20 protein-coding genes and 1 other annotated feature (1 of these 21 running past the window's edge) are annotated in these 21,218 nt (G+C 40.4%); of the genes, 16 read left to right on the plus strand and 4 right to left on the minus strand.

Going from position 1 to position 21,218, the window contains the following annotated elements; genetic code table 11:
• The first annotated feature begins 317 nt into the window (after nt 1–317).
• On the plus strand, nt 318–1,592 hold the full coding sequence (locus ACO1PF_RS07085; protein ID WP_423188370.1) for a RidA family protein: 1,275 nt from the start codon (nt 318–320) through the stop codon (nt 1,590–1,592).
• A gap of 131 nt (nt 1,593–1,723) precedes the next feature.
• Here ACO1PF_RS07085 and mnmH read toward each other — a convergent pair whose 3' ends face one another.
• Both mnmH and selD read right to left on the minus strand, forming a co-directional pair.
• The gene (gene mnmH, locus ACO1PF_RS07090; RefSeq protein ID WP_423188371.1) at nt 1,724–2,749 is read right to left on the minus strand and encodes a tRNA 2-selenouridine(34) synthase MnmH; all 1,026 of its coding nucleotides are present in this window, start codon (nt 2,747–2,749) and stop codon (nt 1,724–1,726) included.
• Between the two features lie 14 nt (nt 2,750–2,763).
• Nucleotides 2,764–3,804 (minus strand): selenide, water dikinase SelD, encoded by a 1,041-nt coding sequence (selD, locus tag ACO1PF_RS07095; protein ID WP_423188372.1) that lies wholly within the window; start codon nt 3,802–3,804, stop codon nt 2,764–2,766.
• Nucleotides 3,805–4,077: 273 nt separating this feature from the next.
• Between selD and ACO1PF_RS07100 the strand changes: the two genes are divergently transcribed.
• Together ACO1PF_RS07100 and ACO1PF_RS07105 are read left to right on the plus strand one after the other, a co-directional pair.
• A complete protein-coding gene (locus tag ACO1PF_RS07100; RefSeq protein ID WP_423188373.1) occupies nt 4,078–5,127 on the plus strand; it encodes an HRDC domain-containing protein in 1,050 nt (349 codons plus the stop codon).
• A 251-nt stretch (nt 5,128–5,378) separates the two neighbouring features.
• Complete coding sequence (locus tag ACO1PF_RS07105) at nt 5,379–5,804, plus strand: hypothetical protein (protein WP_423188374.1); 426 nt, start codon at nt 5,379–5,381, stop codon at nt 5,802–5,804.
• A gap of 126 nt (nt 5,805–5,930) precedes the next feature.
• Here ACO1PF_RS07105 and ACO1PF_RS07110 read toward each other — a convergent pair whose 3' ends face one another.
• Both ACO1PF_RS07110 and ACO1PF_RS07115 read right to left on the minus strand, forming a co-directional pair.
• Complete coding sequence (locus ACO1PF_RS07110; RefSeq protein ID WP_423188375.1) at nt 5,931–6,413, minus strand: flavodoxin domain-containing protein; 483 nt, start codon at nt 6,411–6,413, stop codon at nt 5,931–5,933.
• A 14-nt stretch (nt 6,414–6,427) separates the two neighbouring features.
• The gene (locus tag ACO1PF_RS07115; protein ID WP_423188376.1) at nt 6,428–6,808 is read right to left on the minus strand and encodes an FMN-binding protein; all 381 of its coding nucleotides are present in this window, start codon (nt 6,806–6,808) and stop codon (nt 6,428–6,430) included.
• Nucleotides 6,809–7,210: 402 nt separating this feature from the next.
• Here ACO1PF_RS07115 and ACO1PF_RS07120 point away from each other — a divergent pair, with 402 nt between their 5' ends.
• The 13 genes from ACO1PF_RS07120 to ACO1PF_RS07180 all read left to right on the plus strand — a co-directional run bounded on the left by ACO1PF_RS07120 (nt 7,211) and on the right by ACO1PF_RS07180 (nt 20,499).
• The gene (locus ACO1PF_RS07120; protein WP_423188377.1) at nt 7,211–7,420 is read left to right on the plus strand and encodes a hypothetical protein; all 210 of its coding nucleotides are present in this window, start codon (nt 7,211–7,213) and stop codon (nt 7,418–7,420) included.
• A gap of 247 nt (nt 7,421–7,667) precedes the next feature.
• The gene (locus tag ACO1PF_RS07125; protein ID WP_423188378.1) at nt 7,668–8,873 is read left to right on the plus strand and encodes a M28 family metallopeptidase; all 1,206 of its coding nucleotides are present in this window, start codon (nt 7,668–7,670) and stop codon (nt 8,871–8,873) included.
• A 45-nt stretch (nt 8,874–8,918) separates the two neighbouring features.
• Nucleotides 8,919–9,797 carry a ketopantoate reductase family protein gene (locus tag ACO1PF_RS07130; RefSeq protein WP_423188379.1) on the plus strand — a complete coding sequence of 293 codons (879 nt, stop codon included), beginning with the start codon at nt 8,919–8,921 and terminating at the stop codon, nt 9,795–9,797.
• A 216-nt stretch (nt 9,798–10,013) separates the two neighbouring features.
• The gene (locus ACO1PF_RS07135) at nt 10,014–10,799 is read left to right on the plus strand and encodes an alpha/beta fold hydrolase (protein ID WP_423188380.1); all 786 of its coding nucleotides are present in this window, start codon (nt 10,014–10,016) and stop codon (nt 10,797–10,799) included.
• 194 nt (nt 10,800–10,993) lie between these two features.
• Nucleotides 10,994–11,431, plus strand: coding sequence for a MarR family winged helix-turn-helix transcriptional regulator (locus tag ACO1PF_RS07140; protein WP_423188381.1), 438 nt, complete (start codon nt 10,994–10,996; stop codon nt 11,429–11,431).
• A gap of 65 nt (nt 11,432–11,496) precedes the next feature.
• On the plus strand, nt 11,497–12,435 hold the full coding sequence (locus ACO1PF_RS07145; RefSeq protein ID WP_423188382.1) for a ring-cleaving dioxygenase: 939 nt from the start codon (nt 11,497–11,499) through the stop codon (nt 12,433–12,435).
• Nucleotides 12,436–12,510: 75 nt separating this feature from the next.
• On the plus strand, nt 12,511–13,071 hold the full coding sequence (locus ACO1PF_RS07150) for an NADPH-dependent FMN reductase (protein ID WP_423190522.1): 561 nt from the start codon (nt 12,511–12,513) through the stop codon (nt 13,069–13,071).
• A gap of 601 nt (nt 13,072–13,672) precedes the next feature.
• Entirely contained in the window at nt 13,673–14,386 is a 714-nt protein-coding gene (locus ACO1PF_RS07155; protein WP_423188383.1) for a B3/4 domain-containing protein, read from the plus strand.
• A gap of 743 nt (nt 14,387–15,129) precedes the next feature.
• Nucleotides 15,130–15,954, plus strand: a complete 825-nt coding sequence (locus ACO1PF_RS07160; protein WP_423188384.1) for a sensor histidine kinase — start codon at nt 15,130–15,132, stop codon at nt 15,952–15,954.
• Complete coding sequence (locus tag ACO1PF_RS07165; RefSeq protein ID WP_423188385.1) at nt 15,944–16,585, plus strand: response regulator; 642 nt, start codon at nt 15,944–15,946, stop codon at nt 16,583–16,585. Before ACO1PF_RS07160 ends, ACO1PF_RS07165 begins: the two co-directional genes overlap by 11 nt.
• Before the next feature lie 230 nt (nt 16,586–16,815).
• Entirely contained in the window at nt 16,816–17,013 is a 198-nt protein-coding gene (locus tag ACO1PF_RS07170; RefSeq protein WP_423188386.1) for a hypothetical protein, read from the plus strand.
• Between the two features lie 544 nt (nt 17,014–17,557).
• Nucleotides 17,558–18,925: an alanine/glycine:cation symporter family protein gene (locus ACO1PF_RS07175; RefSeq protein WP_423188387.1), complete on the plus strand. Its 1,368-nt coding sequence runs from the start codon at nt 17,558–17,560 to the stop codon at nt 18,923–18,925.
• Between the two features lie 209 nt (nt 18,926–19,134).
• Complete coding sequence (locus ACO1PF_RS07180; protein WP_423188388.1) at nt 19,135–20,499, plus strand: alanine/glycine:cation symporter family protein; 1,365 nt, start codon at nt 19,135–19,137, stop codon at nt 20,497–20,499.
• A gap of 685 nt (nt 20,500–21,184) precedes the next feature.
• Nucleotides 21,185–21,218, plus strand: a binding site (T-box leader) (it continues 181 nt past the right edge of the window).

Consider the following 21,218-nt stretch of genomic DNA (forward strand, 5'->3'; position numbering starts at 1 on the left):
TTGACTGAGGACTGTCCTGAAAAATTAGTGTCCCAACTTCGACGGTCCAGGTTATTATTGACTTGCGAGGAAGACGTTTTTCCACTCATTCTTTAGCAGTTATCGTCGAAGCAAAAACGCAACAAAAGAATCACATGCTACAGGTAGTCAAAACAAAAAAAGTCTGTTATAATCGTAATTATGTAACCGCTTTATTTGTTGCTATATCAAGTTCCGGCCTAGTTATATCAAAGGGTTGAAGCCTTGATATAACTAGGCATAAAATCGAGTTGCTAAATAGAGCTGTTAAAAATAATTTCTAAAAGGAGAATACAAACATGAGCGACTATAATGCAGTATTGGCAAGAAATACGGAAAATGCGCCAAAAAATATCGGTCCATATTCACAGACTGTAGCTTACTCTCATTACAATAATCTATCAGCTCAATTACCTATCGATCCAAAATCTGGTGATTTGGTAGCGGGCGGGGTCAAAGAGCAGGCTGAACAGTGCTTTAAAAACATCAAGACAATCGTAGACAGCATCGACCATGTCATGAGCGACGTTGTGAAAATCACTGTATTCGTTAAGAATATCAAAGATGTCGACGCTATTGACGAAGTTTATAAAACATTCTTTTCAACCTATGTTCCTACACGGACGGTAGTCGCAGTTTCAGCTCTGCCTATGGATGCTTTGGTTCAGATCGATGCACTGGTTTCACACGGTGAGGGGACGATTCCAGATGCACCACAATCGGGCGACCTCATAAAACTTACAAATAATACAACGAACGCACCCATGAGTGCTTTATCAACGCAAGCTGTCGCTTTTTCGCATTACAACAATCTTTCAGCCCAATTACCGATCGATCCAAAATCGGGTAGACTGGTAGCCGGTGGTGTAAAAGAACAGACCGGACAATGCTTGAAGAACATCAAAGCGATTTTAGAAAGTGTCGACGTTCCTTTTGACGATATTGTTAAGATCAATATCTATCTTAAAAACTTCTCGGATGTTGAAGCTGTGAATGAAGTGTACACGACCTTCTTCCCAGACTCAGCTATCGCCAGGGCCGTGGCCTATGTCCCAGCACGGACAACAATTGCAGTTGCGGCATTACCGATGGATGCTTTGGTGCAAGTCGAAGCAGTGGTGTCACATGGAGACGGGACACCACCACAAGCCGTTGAAGACAGACACGGACTTATCCTGGAAGCAAACAATACGGAAAATGCACCAAAAGATGCCCTAGCTACACAAACGGTCGCTTTTTCCCATTACAATCATCTTTCTGCTCAATTACCTCTAGATCCAAAAACGGATGAAATGGTAGCGGGTGGTGTAAAAGAGCAGGCTGGACAGTGCTTGGAAAACATCAAGGCAATTATAGAAAGTGTCGACCACGTGATGGAGGATGTGGTTAAAGTGAATATATTCCTTAAAAACATTACGGATATCGATGCTGTCGACGGAGTTTATAAAAAATTCTTCCCAGACGGTGTTCCTGCTCGAAGCATAGTTGGCGTATCAGCTTTACCAGAAGGTGCTTTGATCCAAATCGATGCCGTTGTATCAAACGCCGAGGGGACACCTCCAATAGCGAAGTAACAAGTATTCGTTTGTAAAGGCAGGAACGGTCAACGTTACTTTTTAATGCCGATTCTTAACAGCACAGCTGAAAAAGCATCAAGCTTTCTGCCGATTATGGCCGAAATCTTGATGCTTTTTTTAGTTTACTATTATCGTTTCACTGAAAGGTACTGTTTTACTTGTTCTTTCGCAGCTTCCACTGACGATTCTTCGATCGATGTGACCAAGTTTTCCGCACAAGCGGTTGAATGATTGTACCTCGGGTCATAATAATGCGTCAAAAGGTTCTCTACTACGACGGGGTAATCTTTTTCTGCAAGTGCCTGTGCTATCGCATTCGCCACGGGTGTGTGAATCCGACTTTTGATCACTTGAAAGGCTTCGATAAATTGATCGTGATAGTCATCAGGTGAATAGTCTGCTAAAATATTTTTTACGCGCTCGTTTAAGGGAAGCTCAATGAACAATTGAGGACTCGTTTCTTTATGTCGATAGAAGTGCTCGGGTATCGTTATCTTGCCGACCCGTGAGCTTTCCCCCTCTATGAGTATGAAAGCTTCGTCTTGATAGCGTAATAAAGCTTCACCTAACAATAGATTGAACGTTCTTTGATTACTCGGTTCCAGTCCGATATGACCAAAAATCGAACCGCGATGACGGGCCATACCTTCCAAATCAATAACGGGATAGCCCTCTTTCTTCAGTTGAAGAAGAATGTGCGTTTTCCCGTTTCCGGTATGCCCGTTCAAGACATACAGTGGTGGGATGCGTACTGTGCCGAGCTGTTCTTTATTCCAGCTGTGATAAGCTCTGATACCGCCAGTTAACCGATTTATAGGGATATTCATTAAACCCACGACCGTTGCGGCAGTTTCACTGCGCATGCCCCCGCGCCAGCAGAAGACGGTTACTGGTGTCTTCAGTTCCTTGAATTGCTGGATAAAGACAGGTAGTTTTTTTGAAAAAATTTCCAAACCAAGATCTTTTGCGGCATCCTGTCCTTTTTGTTTATAGGTTGTTCCGACCTCTGCCCGCTCGTCATTCGAAAAAAGTGGTATGTTGATCGCGCCTGGAATCGTTGCTTCCGCATATTCTTTTGGTGAACGCACATCGACAACGGTGTGTCCTTTTTCTTTTAAGCGATAGAGCTCAAGTGGTGTGACATCTTTAAACATAATCGTATCCTTCCTTATTTGACGTAGATATGACCGGCATCGCCGTCTGATACTTCCCCGATCAATTTAGCATCGATCCCTTTAAGTTTAAGCGATTCAAGCAATGCTGAAACGTCAGCTTCACTCACGGCCATCAGTAATCCACCGGAGGTGACTGCGTCTGCTAAAATGAGTTGATCGATCTCATCGTGATGGTCTGCAAAATGGACAACAGCTTTTACATGTTTCAAATTATTTCGTGATCCACCTGGAATGGCACCTTGTTCTGCAAGGTCACGCACACGAGGAAGGACAGGGACGTCGTCTTTTCGGATGGTCAACGCTTGATGACTTTCAGTGGCCATTTCAGTGAGGTGTCCTAACAGTCCAAAACCAGTTACGTCGGTACAGGCATGGACGTTGTGCTGATTCATGACTTCTGCTGCTGCTTTATTGAGTGTTGCCATCACGCGCGTAACGTTTCTGGTTTCCTCTTCTGTCAATAAGTTGTTTTTGATGGCTGTGGTCGAAATCCCCACGCCGATCGGTTTTGTGAGAATAAGTTTGTCGCCTTTTTTCGCTCCGGCATTTGTATGAATGTGATCCGGATGAATCGTACCGGTGACTGAAAGGCCAAATTTGGGTTCCTGATCATCGATCGAGTGTCCCCCGACAAGGTTACAGTCGGCTTCTTTTAATTTATCACTTGCACCGCGTAAGATGTCAGTGAGGATCGCTTTATCTAAGTCGAAAATGGGAAAAGCCACGATGTTCAGTGCAGTGATCGGCGTTCCGCCCATCGCATACACATCACTCAGGGCATTCGCCGCTGCAATCTGACCGAAATCATACGGATCATCAACGATTGGAGTAAAGAAATCAAGGGTCTGGACAATGGCCAGGTCATCCGTTAATTTATAAACACCCGCGTCGTCACCGGTATCTAAACCGACGAGGAGGTTTGGGTCGTTCTTTTGGGCTGGAAGGTTAAGAAGTACCTCGCGTAATTCAGTAGGACCGATCTTGCAGCCGCAGCCGCCTTTTTTTGTAAGTGTGGTTAATTTAACTTGAGTCATTCTTTCTGCCTTCTTTCATTTGGTTGATATCGATACTTACAGTTTAACACTCATTTCACCGTTCTGTTATAAATGAATAGGTTTTTTTAAAAGGTTATTAAGAATTATATGATATCTTATATTGATAAACTTCACAGTATGTTAATATAATCCTAAAGAGGTGGTTTATTGAAGTTGAATCAAAATACGATTGCTTTCGTTAATCAACTCAATCTAGTATGAAACAGGCTGAAATTAAACGTTTTTGTCATTATATGAAGGAGTGACTACCAAATGAGTTTTTTTAATAAAGTGAAGGAACCTATCTTTCTTAAAGAGAATGGGAATACTGAAGAACAGTTAGAAATGCTGAAAGATTTGGAACCGACCCTGAATCCGGACGGGGTAAATATCCTGAAGCGAGATATAAAATTCTTGGAGTATGGCATTGCTGGTGAGAAGAATATAAAATTCGAACTAAAAAACAGCCACATGCCTATGTATGTCCTGCATGATATTTATCTGGAGGATGGCGAGTTAAGTGCACAGATAGACTACTTGGTTTTTACAAATAAATTATGTTTTATCATTGAATGTAAAAATCTTTATGGAAATATCGACATCAATAATGCGGGCGATTTTATACGCACGACAGAATTTAAAGGGCGTAAGAAGAAGGAAGGCATCTATTCTCCGATCACTCAGAATCAGCGTCATCTGGACTTAATGAAAAAGATTAGAGTTGAGAGTAGAGGAAATATATTGACTAAGTCTATTTCTAAAAGATATTTTGATGAGTTCAACAAGCCGGTCGTTGTGCTGGCTAATCCAAAGACGGTACTTAATGCGAGATATGCAGAAAAAGAAGTGAGAGAAAAAGTAATAAGGGCAGATCAATTGGTTAAATACATGAAAGAAGCAAATAAACAGTCAAATAGTTCTGCTACGTCTGACAAAGATACGCTGGCTTGGGCACAATCTTATTTGGATCTACACATAGATAGTTTGAAAGATTATACCCAAAAGTATGAACCTTATAAATTGAAAACTGTTAAACAGGACATGGATAAAAAAGTCAGTCTGACGTCAGAAGAAAAACCAGCAGTACATAAAGCATTACCGGTAAAGGAAACAAAGATTTTCAAAGAATTGAAGGATTTCCGATTAAATAAGAGTCGGGAAGAAGAAATCAGAGCTTATCATATCTTTAGCGATAAGCAATTGACAGCCTTGATCGATGAGATGCCTAAGAGTAGAGAAGACCTTCAGTTAGTCGATGGATTTGGCGAGGCCAAGGTAAAAAAATACGGCGATGACATTGTGAGTATCATACAGAGATACTAGTTTGGTCATAGCCGTGAGAGCTAAATGAATTGCTATTTTGTTTTGCTGTAAAAAAAATTTCAGTTGGATTAAATTATAATGCGTTACACATTAAAAATAACACTTGATCAGTTTCTCGAGCTAAGCAACTGATCAAGCGTTGATAAATCAACATTTCAGTATATAAAAACATATTTTATACACTACAAATAGAAATGAGTTTTTGAGTTTAACTTTCTTTATAATGAGTTAATAAGAGAGGTGTTTATGAAATGGAAAAACTGATGGAACGACTCAACACTGCATTTGATTTAACGGATGACCTTGTCAAAAACTTAAGTGTTCAAGACTTGAAATTAACGCTAGGTGACTTGCCGTCGAATACGATAGGTGAACAAATCTGGTGCATCGTCGGCGCAAGAGAAAGCTACCTTCAAGCTGTTATTCATAATGAATGGGTCGGTTTCTCATGTTCACTTAATGATTTAACTACTCATTCGAGTGTAATGTACAGCCTTAAAAGCAGTTCCAAAGCCTGCATAGAGCAAGTTGATTCTAAAGATTTGAATGACACACAGATCGACTATCTTTTTACACTTTTGGAGCATGAAATCCAGCATCACGGACAGCTGATCCGATATATTTACGGAAACAAACTTTCCTTTCCCAAGAGTTGGAATAACAGATATGCTGTTTAACTATAATGATAGTTGTACCCCATGATTGCATAGTCGATGTCATGGGGTATTTGTATGTTTGAAGTGCTTTTTTGACATGGAACTGTATACTGATTTTTTTCTCAGAAGGGGTTATTTAATAATTTCTCAGTGTTGCTGATTTAGTGTCTCCGCAAAACTGTGTATCACATCTTCTCGAATAGCAGAGACATCTTTGTCGATTTTTGCCACTCTTTTTGTGATCATTTTTTCTGCGAAATTCATGTCACTGAAGTCAAAGGCTCCTCCAAAACACTCTCTTACTAACGCTTTGTCCTGTAATTCGGTCGGGTAATTGACTTCCAGTTCGTTTCTCAATGTATGTTCTTCCTGCATGCCACAAATAAATAGACCGATTGTTTTTTGTTCCAGTTCATTTAAATTTGTTTTTGCGAAAGTATCCACTTCTTTCAATATCTTCCCTATATATACTGGACTGCCAAGCACGACTGTATCGTATTTGGAAAAATCAACGTCAGTCTGCTCTTTCAAGTTGATTCTCTCTGTTTCTCCATCCAAGTGTTCTTCCAGTAATTTCGCACATTTTTCAGTACAGCCATGTTTGCTCGCATAGGCTATCAAGGTCTTCATCTTGTTTCCTCCTCTTAGGGATCCAGGGCATTTTCAATGGCTTTTAAATAGGCGCGGGAGGTGACCGTCGAACCGGTGACCACATCCGTATCAGTCTGCTGATTTTCCAGCACATTTTCAATGATTCCCTGACTGAACTCAGCCGTTGTAAAAAGCATATCCTCGATTATAATGATATCGGTAATTTCTCCATTTTCAACAACCACTTCCACTTTGTTGGACCATCTACCTCCCTCATACTCACCTTGGTAACGACCGTCTTCCAGCTCAGCAGCACCTCTACCTTCCAGTGGGATATCTCTATCAAGACCTCGTGTTGCATAGATAAGAAAACCAGCAGCAACGATCAACATTAAGCCAATCAGCACCGCAGAAATTTTGAGTAACTTTTTCATGCCAGCCAACTCCTTTTTAACGGTACGATAAAAATTGGAGACGATCACAACAGATAATGGGCAGATTAACAACAGGGGATTTACAGGGGTTATTTCAGCTTAAGTATAACTCTTTGAGAGATAATCAGGCAAATGAGAGCCTGTCAATTCAACATATTCCATTCAACTTTAGTTGATTTATAAAGAGGTGTTACGCACTGGAAATGACACATAATTATACCTTTCTAGAACAAAGTGACATATGTATGACGCATAAGTAAATGTAGAGAACGATATTCAAATCAGCTGTTTGATGGGGTGGCTGCTCATGTTATAATAAGGAGCTTAGGATATCTAAGCTTTAACCTTGAACGGATGCTTAAAAAGCCTCCGCCTATCGAAAAAATATGGAGGTGTAAGAAAATGAATAAACGATGGACTATCGGTAAAATAAAAGAATATGTTGAGAACAATTCGGAAAGCAAGTTGCTATCGACAGAATACCTCGGTTTTTCTCAGAGGCTACAATTTGAATGTGCATGTGGAAACACGTTTGAAAAAACATTTTCGAAGTTTAAAGATAAGAAACAACACAAGTGTGACGTTTGTCAGCCGCCGAAAGAGTTACGCTGACTAGATAGCTTATAAATAATGTGCCAACTTCTCCTAAAGAGAAGTTGGCATTTTTTATTCGCTTTGAATCGCTCAACGAACAAGCTGTCGCGTTGTTCCATCTAACGATTACCAGTTGAAAACTATCCATATCAATAGTCTTTCTTTAATTAAAATCCGATAAAGTGATATAATAAAAGACTATATATGAAGAAGAACTTCAAGCGATGAGAGCCTTAACTGATAGGTTAAAAAGGAGGGAAGTTTCATGCAGAATAAAGAGCTTTTAAAAGAACTGGACGAGATCTTAAAGTATATCAGTATGGAGATTGGTGAACGTTTAACGGGTTCGGCTAACAATAAAAAGATCGAAGCGTATGCAGAAAACTATTTCAAAAATCAAGGTTTCGAAGTAGAATCACAGCGATTTTCCTGTCTGGATTTCAAAACGGCAGATGCCGAATTGACGTTTAAAGGTGAAACTATTTCAGTCAAGCCTTCCTATTACACGACAGGGTGCAGCGTCACCGGTGACTATGTAAAAATCGAAACGCTGGCTGAACTGAAAAGAAGCAGTTTAACAGAAAAGATAGCAGTCCTGTACGGCGAGTTGACAGAGGAACAGATCATGCCCAAAAGCTTTCCATTTTACAATCCAGAAAGACATCAAGAAATCGTTCGGGTACTGGAAGAAAAAAATCCGGCAGCCATCGTTACTGTTGTCGAGAAGGATGAATCCATTTTTGAGGACGGCGACTTCGTCATCCCCAGTATGTATGTGACTAAGATTGATGGCGAGAAATTACTTGAAAATAACGGGGAACTAAAACTGGTTATCAACGCAGCGAGAGAAGACTCTGATGGAGCTAACGTTATCGCTAGACTCAATCCTGAAAAGAGACATAAAGTGGTCTTGACGGCGCATATGGATACGAAATCAGGGACTCCGGGAGCATTGGATAACTCAACCGGCATCGCCATCCTATTGTTGCTGAGTCAGTTGATCAAACCAGCAGACATCGATTTCTGTCTGGAACTGTTATTGCTGAATGGGGAAGACTATTATTCGATCCCTGGACAACGAAAGTACATGGACACCTATCTTAAAGCACCCCAAGATATTTTATTGGCCATCAACTGCGATGGCGTTGGGCTGAAAAACAGTCCGACGACTGTCACGTTCATTGAAGGTGAAAGGGAACTGGAAAACCGGCTGAAAGACAGATTACTTGATAATAGCGATCTAGAGTTTATCGAGCCCTGGGTTCAAGGCGATCACATGATATTTGCCATGGAAAACATCCCTGTTATTGCCTTTACCTCCAAAGGTATCTTTCAGTTGTTGGAGACAGTTATTCACACCGAAAAAGATACGATCGAACTGATCGATCTTGATAAAGTAATCAAAACAGTTCGAATACTCGAAGAACTTGTAAAAAAGTTTGAGCCGGAGATTTCGTCCAAATCACTTTGACAGACAAAAAGAATGAAAAAATATCAATGTAAGGAGGATTAAAAAATGAAAATCTTGATTTATGGTGCCGGACCGTTTGGGAGTCTTTTTGCAGAACGTTTAGCAGAAGCGAACCACGATGTCTCTATTTTAGACAGAGGAGAGCGATTGGATCAGTTACGTGAACAGGGTGTTGTCATAATAGATCATTCAACTGAAGAGAAGACTGTCACACGAGTTCCTGTTGTGGAATCTTTGAATGAAGATGATTATTATGATTTGATCATCGTGCCTATGCGGAAAAATAAGGCACTGGAAATACTACCTACGTTAGCAAAAAATAAAAAAGTACCGACCTTCCTTTTCATGATGAACAATGCTGAAGGTTCAAAAAGACTAGTGGATGCTCTTGGAAAAGAAAGGGTCATGATGGGCTTTCCTTTACCAGGTGGAAAACGTGAAGGGCACGCTATGAGAATGTTGTCCGTAAATGAGAAAAATAAATGGGCCCTTCCAATTGGAGAAGCGGACGGAACGATTCGGGAGAGAACCAAAAAAATTGCGGACGTACTTGGTTCGATGAGAGGCTACAAGGTCGATATTCGAACAGATATGGATGATTGGTTAAAGTGTCATGTCGCCATTTTGATTGTGTCATTTGTCCCAGCTGCTTATGCAGCTTCTTTAGATATAGAACGATTCGAGCGAACACAAGATGCGATTGTTTTGGCCATTCGAGCGCAACGAGAAGCCTTTAAAGCATTGAGAAGTGTAGGGGTCAAAATGAGTCCTTCAGCAGTCATCAAATTTTCAGAATGGACACCAGAGCCAGTAATGATCCCGATTTGGAAAAAGGCTTTAGGCGTTGAGCTTTACAAAGTAGCGTTCGCTCATTTAGAAGAAGCTGAAGATGAGATGAATCATTTACATCAAGAGTTTATGTAAACCATTGAACAGTCGGCTGTCCCAACGCCCTATTTAAAGGAATTAGGAAAGTATCTTGACCCCCAAACGCCGCCATTACCAGACGGAAGTCATGACATTGGAAAGGATTGGACTGGGGTGAAGAGGGGATTGACTGGAGCTGGAGCGGTCTTGCTGCTAGGTTTTTTGTTGAAGAAAAAATAAAGAGGACCATCGACTTATAAGGAGGTGGAATAGATGCTTTACAGACATCAAAATGGGTCTTTATATTATGAAGTAAAGGGTTCGGAAAACGACACGACCCTGATATTTTTCCATGGGGTAGCGATGGATCACAAAACATTTGATTCCCAAGTTGCAGAACTAGAGAAGGCATACAAAATAATCGTTGTCGACTTGCCGAATCATGGCCAATCCTCACATCTGGATAGTCGTTTAGGATATTCCAAAACATGTGCAAAAATTTCAGTCGGACTGTTGAATCACTTGAAGGTAGATAAAGCTATCTTTGTTGGTCAGTCTTTAGGAAGTTTCATCGTTTCGCATGTCGCCTATCTATATCCTGAAAAAGTGATTGCGACCGTTCATATTGGTGGAGGGGGATTATATCCTAAGTCCAGCTTTCTATTAAAAGTGGTGATCCCGTTAATTAAACCGTTGATCAGCTTGATCCCAAAAAAGCTGATGTTCAAAACCTTCGCTAAACATAAAGCTTTGAAAAAGCATACCCAAGATTATTTGGAAAAGACATCTGCTAGAACCGGCAAGCGTGTCATCATAGATATGACAAAAAGTATGATCAGGGATAGGGTCGAAGGTGTATCCGGGCCGATCGAGCAGCCCACATTGATTGCCTATGGTGATCATGAAGCCTCATTCGTAAAGAAGATGAATATAAAATTTAACGATACTCTGGCGAACAGTAGGATCACGGTCATCAAAGATGCCCATCATATTGCTAATCAAGATAATCCGAAAGATTTTAATAGAGAATTAATGACATTTATCGATACAGTAGGTTAGTGAATGCCAGTAAAATAGACAAGTTTGTGTTTGTTCAGGTCATTCATAACTAGAAAAGCGCTCTAAAATAAAGAGAACCTCTTATATGGAGGTTCTTTTTGCGTGAAAACAGCGACAAATGAATTAAGAGAAATAAAAGCTTGCTATATTATCAGTTAACGTGTAAACTGATAATATAGAGAGGAATGATACCGTTGAAAAAAAATACATTAGCTTCACTGATCTGGGTCCGCATCACACGGTTCACTCATCAGAGTGCGTTACTGTCTAATGATTTTTTGAAACAGTATGATATAACCGTTGCCCAATTTGACGTACTCAATCAGATCGGCACGTACCAACCCCTATCGCAAAGTGAATTAGCTGATAAAATCACTGTTTCGGCTGGTGGCATTTCTCGTATGTTGAGCAGGCTTGAACGCGAGGGCCATATCAAACGTACTATCGAATGGAAAACAAAATGGATCAGCCTGACTGAAAAGGGCGAAGCGAAATTGGATGAAGTGTTTGAGCATCAGTTAGCGTTTCAAACCGCTCTCATAGAAGACTGTTTGACCATATCTGAACAAAAAACACTATACACCTTGATGACTAAAGTTCAAAAACACACAGAAAAAGAATTGAACAAATAAAAAGGGACAGCTACTTTTTTGCATTATTACTTGACTAATCAATCAATAAACTAGGAGGAATCACGATGTCGACTATTTTAGGTCACCATCATATTTCGATGTTGGTGAAAAATGCCAAAGAAACGAATCATTTTTACAAAGATGTTATGGGATTACGGCGTGTGAAAGTAACCGTCAACCAGGATGACCCGTCGATGTACCATTTGTTTTATGGAGACAAGACAGGCAGCCCCGGAACGGGTTTGACCTTCTTCGAGATGCCGAGTATTGGCAGAACGCATCGTGGCACCAATGCTATCACCCGGATCGGTCTGATGATCCCGTCTGACGAGAGTCTAACGTATTGGAAATCACGATTTGAACAACTGGACGTCTACCATGGCAGTATAACGACGTATGCCAACAGAAAAGCATTGAAATTCGAAGATCCGGATGGACTCCAGTTGGTTTTGCTGGTGGCTGACGGTGAAGAGATGGATACTTGGGAAAGTTACGAGCAGTCGGAAGTGCCTTTGGAGCATCAGATACGCGGGATGGGGACAATCGAAATTTCGGTGCGGGACAGTGACCGCTTCACCAAGACATTGACTGACACCTTGAAGTACAAAGAGGTATATCGAGACACGACTGAAGTCCTTTTTCAAACGGCGAAAGAAGACAGTTACGGAGAAATCCTGGTGAAACACTTGGATGGACCAGACGAGAAACCTGGACGAGGCAGTATCCATCACTTAGCCATTCGAGTAAGTGAGGAATCAGAACTGGTACACTGGGACGAAACCGCTCGTCAGAACAGGTTCAGCTCTTCCGGTTTGGTTGACCGCTATTACTTCAAGAGTTTATACTTCCGCGAACCTAATGGCATCCTGTTTGAAGTTGCGACAGACGGACCCGGATTCACCGTCGATCAAACGAGTGACCATCTAGGAGAAAAGCTTGTATTGCCGCCTTTTTTGGAAGACAGACGAGAAGAAATCGAAAGCAGATTGGAACCTATCGATTAAGTTTGATAGTTAAAATAAATGAACAAAAAATTAAATAACAGAAGAGAAAAGGAGAATTTTACAATGACTGAAAAAATGAATATAGGTATTATTTTAGGAAGCACAAGAGACGGACGTGTCAGTCCGCAAGTAGGCGAATGGGTCAAAGGCGTGGCAGACGAACGTGGGGATGCAAATTACGAAGTCGTAGATCTTTTGGAGTATCAGTTACCATTCTTGGGAACCACAGATGGCACGGAGCCGGGAATAGCTGCCTGGAATGAGAAAATCGACAGTTTAGATGGCTTTGTCTTTATTGTTCAGGAATACAACCACAGTTACACAGGTGTTTTGAAGAACGCGATCGACCACTTAAGAGATGCATGGCACGACAAAGCAGCAGGCATAGTGAGTTATGGCTCTACCGGCGGCGCACGCGCAGCTGAACATCTTCGCGGTGTGTTTGCCGAACTGAAAATTGCGGACGTTCGTGTTCATCCAACACTATCATTGTTTACCGATTTTGAAAACTTCACGACATTTAAACCGGCCGAACTGCATTTAACTAATGTGAATGACATGCTGGACCAAGTAAATGCCTGGAGTAATGCGTTGAAACCTTTACGAACTAAAGAAGAAGTAGTAGTAGAATTATAATCCAAAAAAGTAAATAAAAGTTCAATAAATCAGCCAGTGACTACTAGACTGATTTATTGGACTTTTTTGTATGTCACAATTACTCTAAAAGATAAAGCGAGTTTGAATTGAAAAATAGTAGGATAACCCGTTAATTTTTAGACCTGAAGATCTAACTTCAGCAGGTTGTTATATTTGAGGGAAAGTGTTATACCGCTATTGTTGCAATTGCAACAATAGCGGTATACCCTGTCTATATATAAAAGAAAACTATAATCGAGAAAAAGTCGTAGTTCAGTATTTATTTACAACGAAGAGGTGAATCATGTTGGATATTCTTAGAGATATTGGTGTGATAACCCGATCACCTTGATTCAATGGCCAATATCGAGTTCAAGGATCTAGATCTTACGAGAGGATAGTATTTGTACGCGGTTCGGACGACTGCATCGCGGGCAATCAACAAGCTGGGAAAACAAAGATTCATTGAAAAGCGAGCAACCATGTTTGCCATAGCGTTTAATCATCTAATCACTGTATACTCTATCTTTATGGGAGATGACGAACAGACCAAATTAATCATGACCAAGCAATTAATAAAATGAGAGTGGAGGATAATTTTATGAAGAAGTTTAGTGTTGAGGAAGAATTTTGGGACTTGTTCCCTGACGCCCAGGTGAATGTCCTGATTATCAAAGGAATGGATAACCATGTGGATGAGTCGAACAGGATCTATTTTGCCGAGTTGCTGGAAAAAGGAAAACAAGAAGCAGAGATATTCCTGACAGGAGAAGTCTTCAGTCAAAATCCAGTTGTTGATGAATGGCGGACTGCTTTCAGACAGTTCAAGACTAAAAAAGGAGCGCGTTCCTCAATAGAGGCATTGCTGAAGCGAGTGAGTCAGGATCGGGATTTCTCTCCCATCAATCCTTTAGTCGATATTTATAACAGTATTTCCCTAAAGTATGCTGTTCCTTGTGGCGGAGAAGATTTGGATGTGATTGCGGGTGAGTTGCGTCTTGGCAAAGCTAAAGGAGGCGAACACTTTTTTCCATTGGGAGCAGATAACGATTCGCCTGCATTGCCCGGTGAGATAATTTATTATGATGATGAAGGAGCAGTTTGCCGGTGTCTCAACTGGCGGGAAGCAAAGCGGACCATGCTGCAGGAGAAAACCGTGAATGCAGTATTGGTGATTGAGTCAGTTAACGCTGAACAGGCAAAACGGGCAAATGAAGCGGCGGAAGAACTGAAAAACCTAGTGGATGCTTATTTCAAACTGGATAGCACAGCAATCGCATTAACAAAAGACCATCCGTCGTTTAGTCTGGAATGAATACGAGGACCTCTTATAAAGGGGCTCTTTTTTAAACTTACTAATATGAAAGATGTTTAAGTAGACATATGTCTGTGACAAAAGCATTACAATTATTATTCTATTGTGTAATAATTCACTTGTGAATGGTATAGTTATTGAACACTAGTGATAGGATGAGTATGATGGACAATACAATAAGTTTTTACACACTCTATTTTTTTTACGGACTGACTTTCTATACATTTGGGTTGAGTGCTATTCTTCAGAACAACCAAACTTCTGTCGACTCAATTGATGTTTTTTCAAAAAATATTTACTTAGGTTATTTTGGTATATTTCATGGCTCAACGGAATGGTTGATCATGATACGCTCGCTTGATATCTTCAGCAATTATTCTTTTTATCTTTATACTTTACAAATAGTAGTCAACGCAGCATCATTTAGTTTCTTACTTTACTATGGCTTAAACTTTCATTCTTCCATTTCAAAAACAAGGATAATAAAAATTATCCCCGTAGCTCTGTTTTCAGTTTGGATCACAGGCTTATATATATCCTTTAATGTAAGCGGTTATGGGCAGGCGTTTCCTCTTTTCAGTGCATTGAGCAGGTATTTTATTGGACTCCCGGCAACTATGTATACTAGTTACAGGTTTTTCAAACTTTCCAAACAATCGAAGAGCAAGCATATGCTCACTTTGTCTAATCATTTAATGATAATCAGCCTCTGCTTTTTATTGTATGGAATATTTTCAGGAATATTGATCACAGATAAAGGTTTTTTTCCTAATACCATCATAAACAGCTCGTTACTTCAAGAAACTATTGGTGTCTCATCTGAATTTTTAAGGATGATAATGGCTATTATAATTATGGTGTATTATTTAAGAAGTATAAAAGAATATAGAGCTGAGGAAGAAAGGAAACTGCACCACCTAATTGAAACTAAAATGCAGCATAAAGAAAGGAAAAAAATAGCAAGAGAGCTGCACGATGATATTATTCAAGAGTTATTTGCGAGTGGAATGCTAATAGAAAATATTATAGACTCAGAAAAAGAGCAGACCATTAGGAATGATTTAACTATCGTCAAAAGTAATTTAAATAAATCTATTGATAATATTCGGTCATTAATGGGGGATATCCTTTCTAAAAAATTCAATATAGAACAGTTACAAGACGAAATAGACCAGTTGATTTATAAGCATTCAATGTATTCTAATATTTCCTTTATCGCAAATTTTGAAGACTCTCAAGATCATCTCAGGGATTTATCTGAGAATAGCTTAACTCATCTATACTATATTATCCAGGAAGCGCTTATTAACATAATCAAGCACGCTGAAGCAACGGAAGCATCGATCATCACAGAGGGAACTCATGAATGTTTTGAAGTAAGGATAACAGACAATGGGGTAGGCATTGATAAGGCGACTCTAGACCAATCCAGAGTGACTGAACATCTTGGATTAGCTATTATAAAAGAGCGTGCGCAGATTATTGATGCACAATTGACGATAGACAGTACCATAAAGGGAACAACAATAAGCATCAAAGTACCGTGGAGGTCTGAAAATGACGAATAAAATCAAAGTAGTAATTATTGATGATCACAACATTGTGAGAATGGGAATTAAATCATTGATAGAAAAGGACGATCGTTTTTATGTGAGTGGTGAGAGCGATACATTAACTGAAGGCTTGTCAATTATACTCAGCCAAAAACCAGATGTCGTTTTACTTGATTTTCGCCTCCCTGATGGCGATGCAGTAATAGGAACTAAAAGAATTAAAACAGCCTGTCCAGATGTTAAGGTACTGATATTGACGGCTTATCAAAGTGAAGAAATTTTATCTGAAGTCCTTCGGGTAGGAGCTGATGGTTTTTTATTGAAAACCATTGAGAGTGTCAAAATAACTGATGCATTGTTTAAAGTTTACAAAGGAGAAGGTTATCTGGATGAGAGTATATCTGGATTGATTTTCGAAAAATTGAAATCTACTTACCAAAAAACTTCACTCAATCCTTTTTCACTTACTTTGAGAGAAAAAAATGTATTAGATTTATTAGTCAACGGGAATTCCAATAAAGAAATTGCGTATGATTTAGAAATAGCAGAAAAGACTGTCAGAAATAATTTGACAAGAATAATGGAAAAGCTGAATGTGACTAATCGGACTGAAGCTGCCTTAGTTTGGAAACGTTATATCAATTAAAGCTAATGACTAAAAAAGCAAGGTTTAGAAGAGATATTTCTAAATCCTGCTTTTTATTTTTTGCTTGAGTATAATGGCATGCCTTCATCCGAAACACCTGCATGCGTTAGTTTTCTAATATGAACTTGTTCCTCTTGAAATTCTGAATGTTGCACCAGGAAAGGTATCTTATGAGTTTCGAACTGATTTAGTTGTTCCTGGTAGTACATACATCTCCATTGAATACGAGAATGATGTGTTTTATTGAAGAAGGACTGAACCGAGTTAAAGGAGAAGAAACCAGGAAAGCAGTCACTGAAAAAATTCCGATTGGTCGTTATGGCGAAGCAATTGGAATTGCTAATTTAGTGCTAATTACCGTTTATACTAATAGCGGGTTCACATCCGGGAATCAGTACCGAATAGACGACATAATGGCAGTCAAATAATTCGAAATTGAAGCAAGATAGATCAAGTATTGTCTGAATATTTGTGAAATAAAGTGCTTTGCTAATGCTATAAGCACCATGTAAGTATAAAGGGTTTTTTATTAGATAGTGAATTTAAACGTATTCACACTTCTTGTTAAGCGGTTCTTTTTTTGTTCACAAGAATGTGGTTATTGAATCGAGATGCTCGGATAGAGCTATAGGTACAACGCAATGTAAGAAAGGAGCATACGAAGAGAACGCGGGCGACCGTAGGAATCATGAACTGATCTGTCTTACAGGTTGACCACAGGAGTTGGATTCATCTTACTAAAACAGACCGAATCAATGGGTGTTTTCGCAAAAAAAATCAGATGTAAAAAAACATATTTTCTTCACTTTATAGTCATTGTATTTAAAGGCGAAAAATGATAATGAAAAACCCTTACATCAAATTATTGACCTGAATATGAGCATAAAAATAGTAAAAAACATTTGTAATTCTAACAATAAATACGGTATAGTATTAATTAGAAATAAATGAGAGATATATTAAGGGGAAAAAATGGAGAATTTTACAGCAATCAACAAGACGATCAATGAGCTAGTATGGGGGTGGCCACTCTTAGTTCTTATTTTAGGGTCAGGTATTTACTTGATGATACGGACAGATTTCATATCCTTCACTAAATTTGGCTACGCTATGAAGCAGACACTTTTCAAAATGTTTAAGAAAGATCAAGTGGGTGAAGGGGAAGTCACGGCCTTTGAAGCAGTGGCTACTGCTTTAGCAGCCGCAGTCGGTACGGGGAATATTGCCGGCGTCGGTACGGCTATAGCGATAGGCGGACCGGGTGCGATTTTCTGGATGTGGCTCGCTGCCGTATTTGGAATGGCGACAAAATTCGGCGAGGTTGTCTTGTCTATCGAATACAGAGAAAAGACTGAGAAGGGTCACTTTGTCGGTGGACCGATGTACTACCTTGATAAAGGAGCAAACAAGAAGTGGCTCGGCGTGCTGTTTGCCGTTTTTGGTACAGTAGCAACCTTTGGGATCGGTAATATGGTGCAGTCCAATTCTGTTGCGGCTTCACTTAAAAGCACTTTTGATATCGATCCTTTAGTAACCGGGATTGTTTTAATGATCGGTGTTGGCCTAGTCACATTAGGCGGCATCAAGAAAATCGGAAAAGTCACATCGGTATTGGTGCCTTTAATGGCAGCCGTTTATATTGTCGGTGGCTTGATAATTATTATCCTTAATATCGAACTTGTTCCTGGAGCATTTGGAATTATATTCCGGGATGCCTTCACCGGAACGGCAGCCACTGGTGGTTTTGTCGGTTCCACAATGGCAATGACCATCCGCTTCGGTATTGCCAGAGGGGTCTTTACAAATGAAGCCGGACTGGGAAGTGCACCTATTGCCCATGCGGCAGCGACAACAGATCATCCTGTCAGACAGGGGCTTTGGGGCATTTTTGAAGTCTTCATCGACACACTTGTTCTGTGTACCATTACAGCTCTAGTCATTGTCATGACGGGCGTATGGGAAACTGGTCTAGACGGCGCCGCTTTAACAACGGTGGCGTTTGATGAAGGGATGCCGTTTGGCGGACACATCGTGACATTCGGTTTAGTCTTCTTTGCATTTTCAACATTGTTGGGTTGGTCTTACTATGGCGAACGTTGCATGGAATATTTATTCGGACCCAAATCGATCATCATCTACCGACTGATTTTTCTTCCACTGATTGTGGTTGGATCAGTTGGTGGACTGCGTGTCATCTGGGCTATTGCAGATACACTGAACGGCCTGATGGCATTACCGAACTTGATCGGCTTGCTACTGCTGAGTCCGGTTATCGCACGCTTGACCAAGGAATACTTTGGTAAAGACGGTATTTATGAAAACGAACAAACAGAAAGTTAAATAGTTATTAATTGAAATTTAAAACAGAATAAATATTCTTGAAGCTCTGGTACAAACAGGGCTTCTTTTTTTGTCTTAATGTGTTACCCGAACACAAGAATAGACAGACAAAGACCATCTAATCAATGAAAAAAATGATGTACATTCTCCAAAAAATTGTGTATATTAAGATTAAAATATAATGAGCATTTAATTAAAAGGAGAAAAGTATGGATAGATTAATGGAAATAAATAAGTTTGTAAATGATTTGGTTTGGGGATGGCCGCTCTTGATATTGATCGTGGGGACCGGTATCTTCCTGACAGTGTCTACACGGTTTATGTCGTTAACTAAATTCGGTTATGTCATGAAGCAGACCTTCTTTAAAATGTTCAAGAAAGATCAAGTCGGTGAAGGTGAAATCACGGCTTTTCAGGCGGTGTCTACTGCCTTGGCGGCAACCGTCGGGACCGGGAATATTGCCGGCGTTGGGACAGCCATTGCGATCGGTGGTCCAGGTGCCGTCTTTTGGATGTGGGTGGCCGCCTTGTTTGGCATGGCGACGAAATACGGGGAAGTCGTTCTGGCTATCGAATACAGAGAGAAAACGGAAGACGGCCGGTTTGTCGGCGGTCCGATGTACTACCTTACAAAAGGTGCCAATATGAAGTGGTTAGGAATAGTGTTTGCAGTCTTTGGAGCAACAGCGACGTTTGGCATCGGGAACATGGTTCAGTCCAATTCTGTGGCAGCTTCCTTGAACACAACATTTAATATCGATCCCTTGGTGACGGGAATAGTCTTAGCTATCCTGGTTGCGTTAGTGACAGTCGGTGGCATCAAAAAAATCGGTAAAGTCACGGAAGTCATTGTGCCGTTTATGGCCGCTATCTATATTTTGGGTGGTCTGATCATTATTGTAGCTAATATTGAACTTGTACCAAGTGCATTAGGAACTATTTTCAGTGATGCCTTCACAGGCACTGCGGCAACAGGCGGATTTGTCGGTTCCACATTGGCCATGTCGATCAGATATGGTGTGGCCAGAGGTGTCTTCACGAATGAAGCGGGACTGGGAAGTGCACCGATCGCTCACGCGGCAGCGACGACGGATCATCCTGTGCGTCAAGGGCTCTGGGGGATATTTGAAGTGTTTGCAGATACCCTCGTCATCTGTACCATCACCGCGTTAGTCATCGTCATGACCGGGGCAGTGGATACAGGACTTGACGGTGCCGCTTTGACCACCTCGGCTTTTAACGAAGGCATCATGTTTGGTGGTTACATCGTGACATTTGGCCTGATCTTCTTTGCCTTCTCCACACTGATCGGCTGGTCTTACTACGGCGAGCGTTGTATCGAATTTCTATTCGGACCAAAAGCCATTATCTTTTACCGCATGGTCTTTATCCCATTGATCGTTGTAGGCGCAGTCGGCGGCCTCCGGGCAATCTGGGCCTTAGCAGACACGTTGAACGGTCTGATGGCACTACCTAACCTGATCGGTCTACTGATATTGAGTCCGGTCATCATCAAATCGACCAAAGATTACTTTGGTAAAGACGGGATCTATCAGCGGGAAGAAAAAAGCTGATGATTGAATAAAACTATTTCAGGAGAATCTCTTAACAGAGGTTCTCCTTTTTTTAGTTAATGGGACCGCGGTTCGGTTGACCTCGATCATAAGAAAGTTGAAGGCTGTCGTAAAGATAATCCTGATTCCTTTTAGCACAAGTAGCAAGTCTACTGTAAACAGTACTCTTGTGCGCAAAATGAATAAGAGCAGGAGGGGCGTCTTAAATTAGTTTGTCAACTAAGCCCTTGTGACATAAATCATAGCGCTGACTCAGCCTAAAGCAAGGTCATGTATGATTCGTTTTTTACTTGTGCTATAAAATTATAAACAAATTGTTTTTAAAATTTTCCGGTTGACTTTCAAAAATGGACTCGCTATAATGAGAAACAATTAATAAAACTATTAAAAAGAAAGGAGGGTCACTCAATTATGACTAACGATTCATTCATCAAATTGACTGTGCAATATTCTTGGCAAAGCTGGGGCGTCGACAAACGCGCTGGTTATTGGCGTTGCGCAAAAATTGAATGAGCGAATCGTAAATGAGTGATTCTTCGATAAATACATGTGTATATCTGTAGCTAAGTCTAAGTTGCCCGCTTTGTTTGAACAAGGTGCGGGGTCCAATTTAGAATCTATGGATAGCTGTATCCTGCTTAAGCAGAAACTCATTTTAAATGGGTTTCTGTCTTTTTTTTTTAATAAATAATTAATAAGTAAGAGTAGTATATTCAACT

The organism is Alkalibacterium sp. f15, from assembly GCF_049389645.1.
Taxonomy (GTDB): domain Bacteria; phylum Bacillota; class Bacilli; order Lactobacillales; family Carnobacteriaceae_A; genus Alkalibacterium.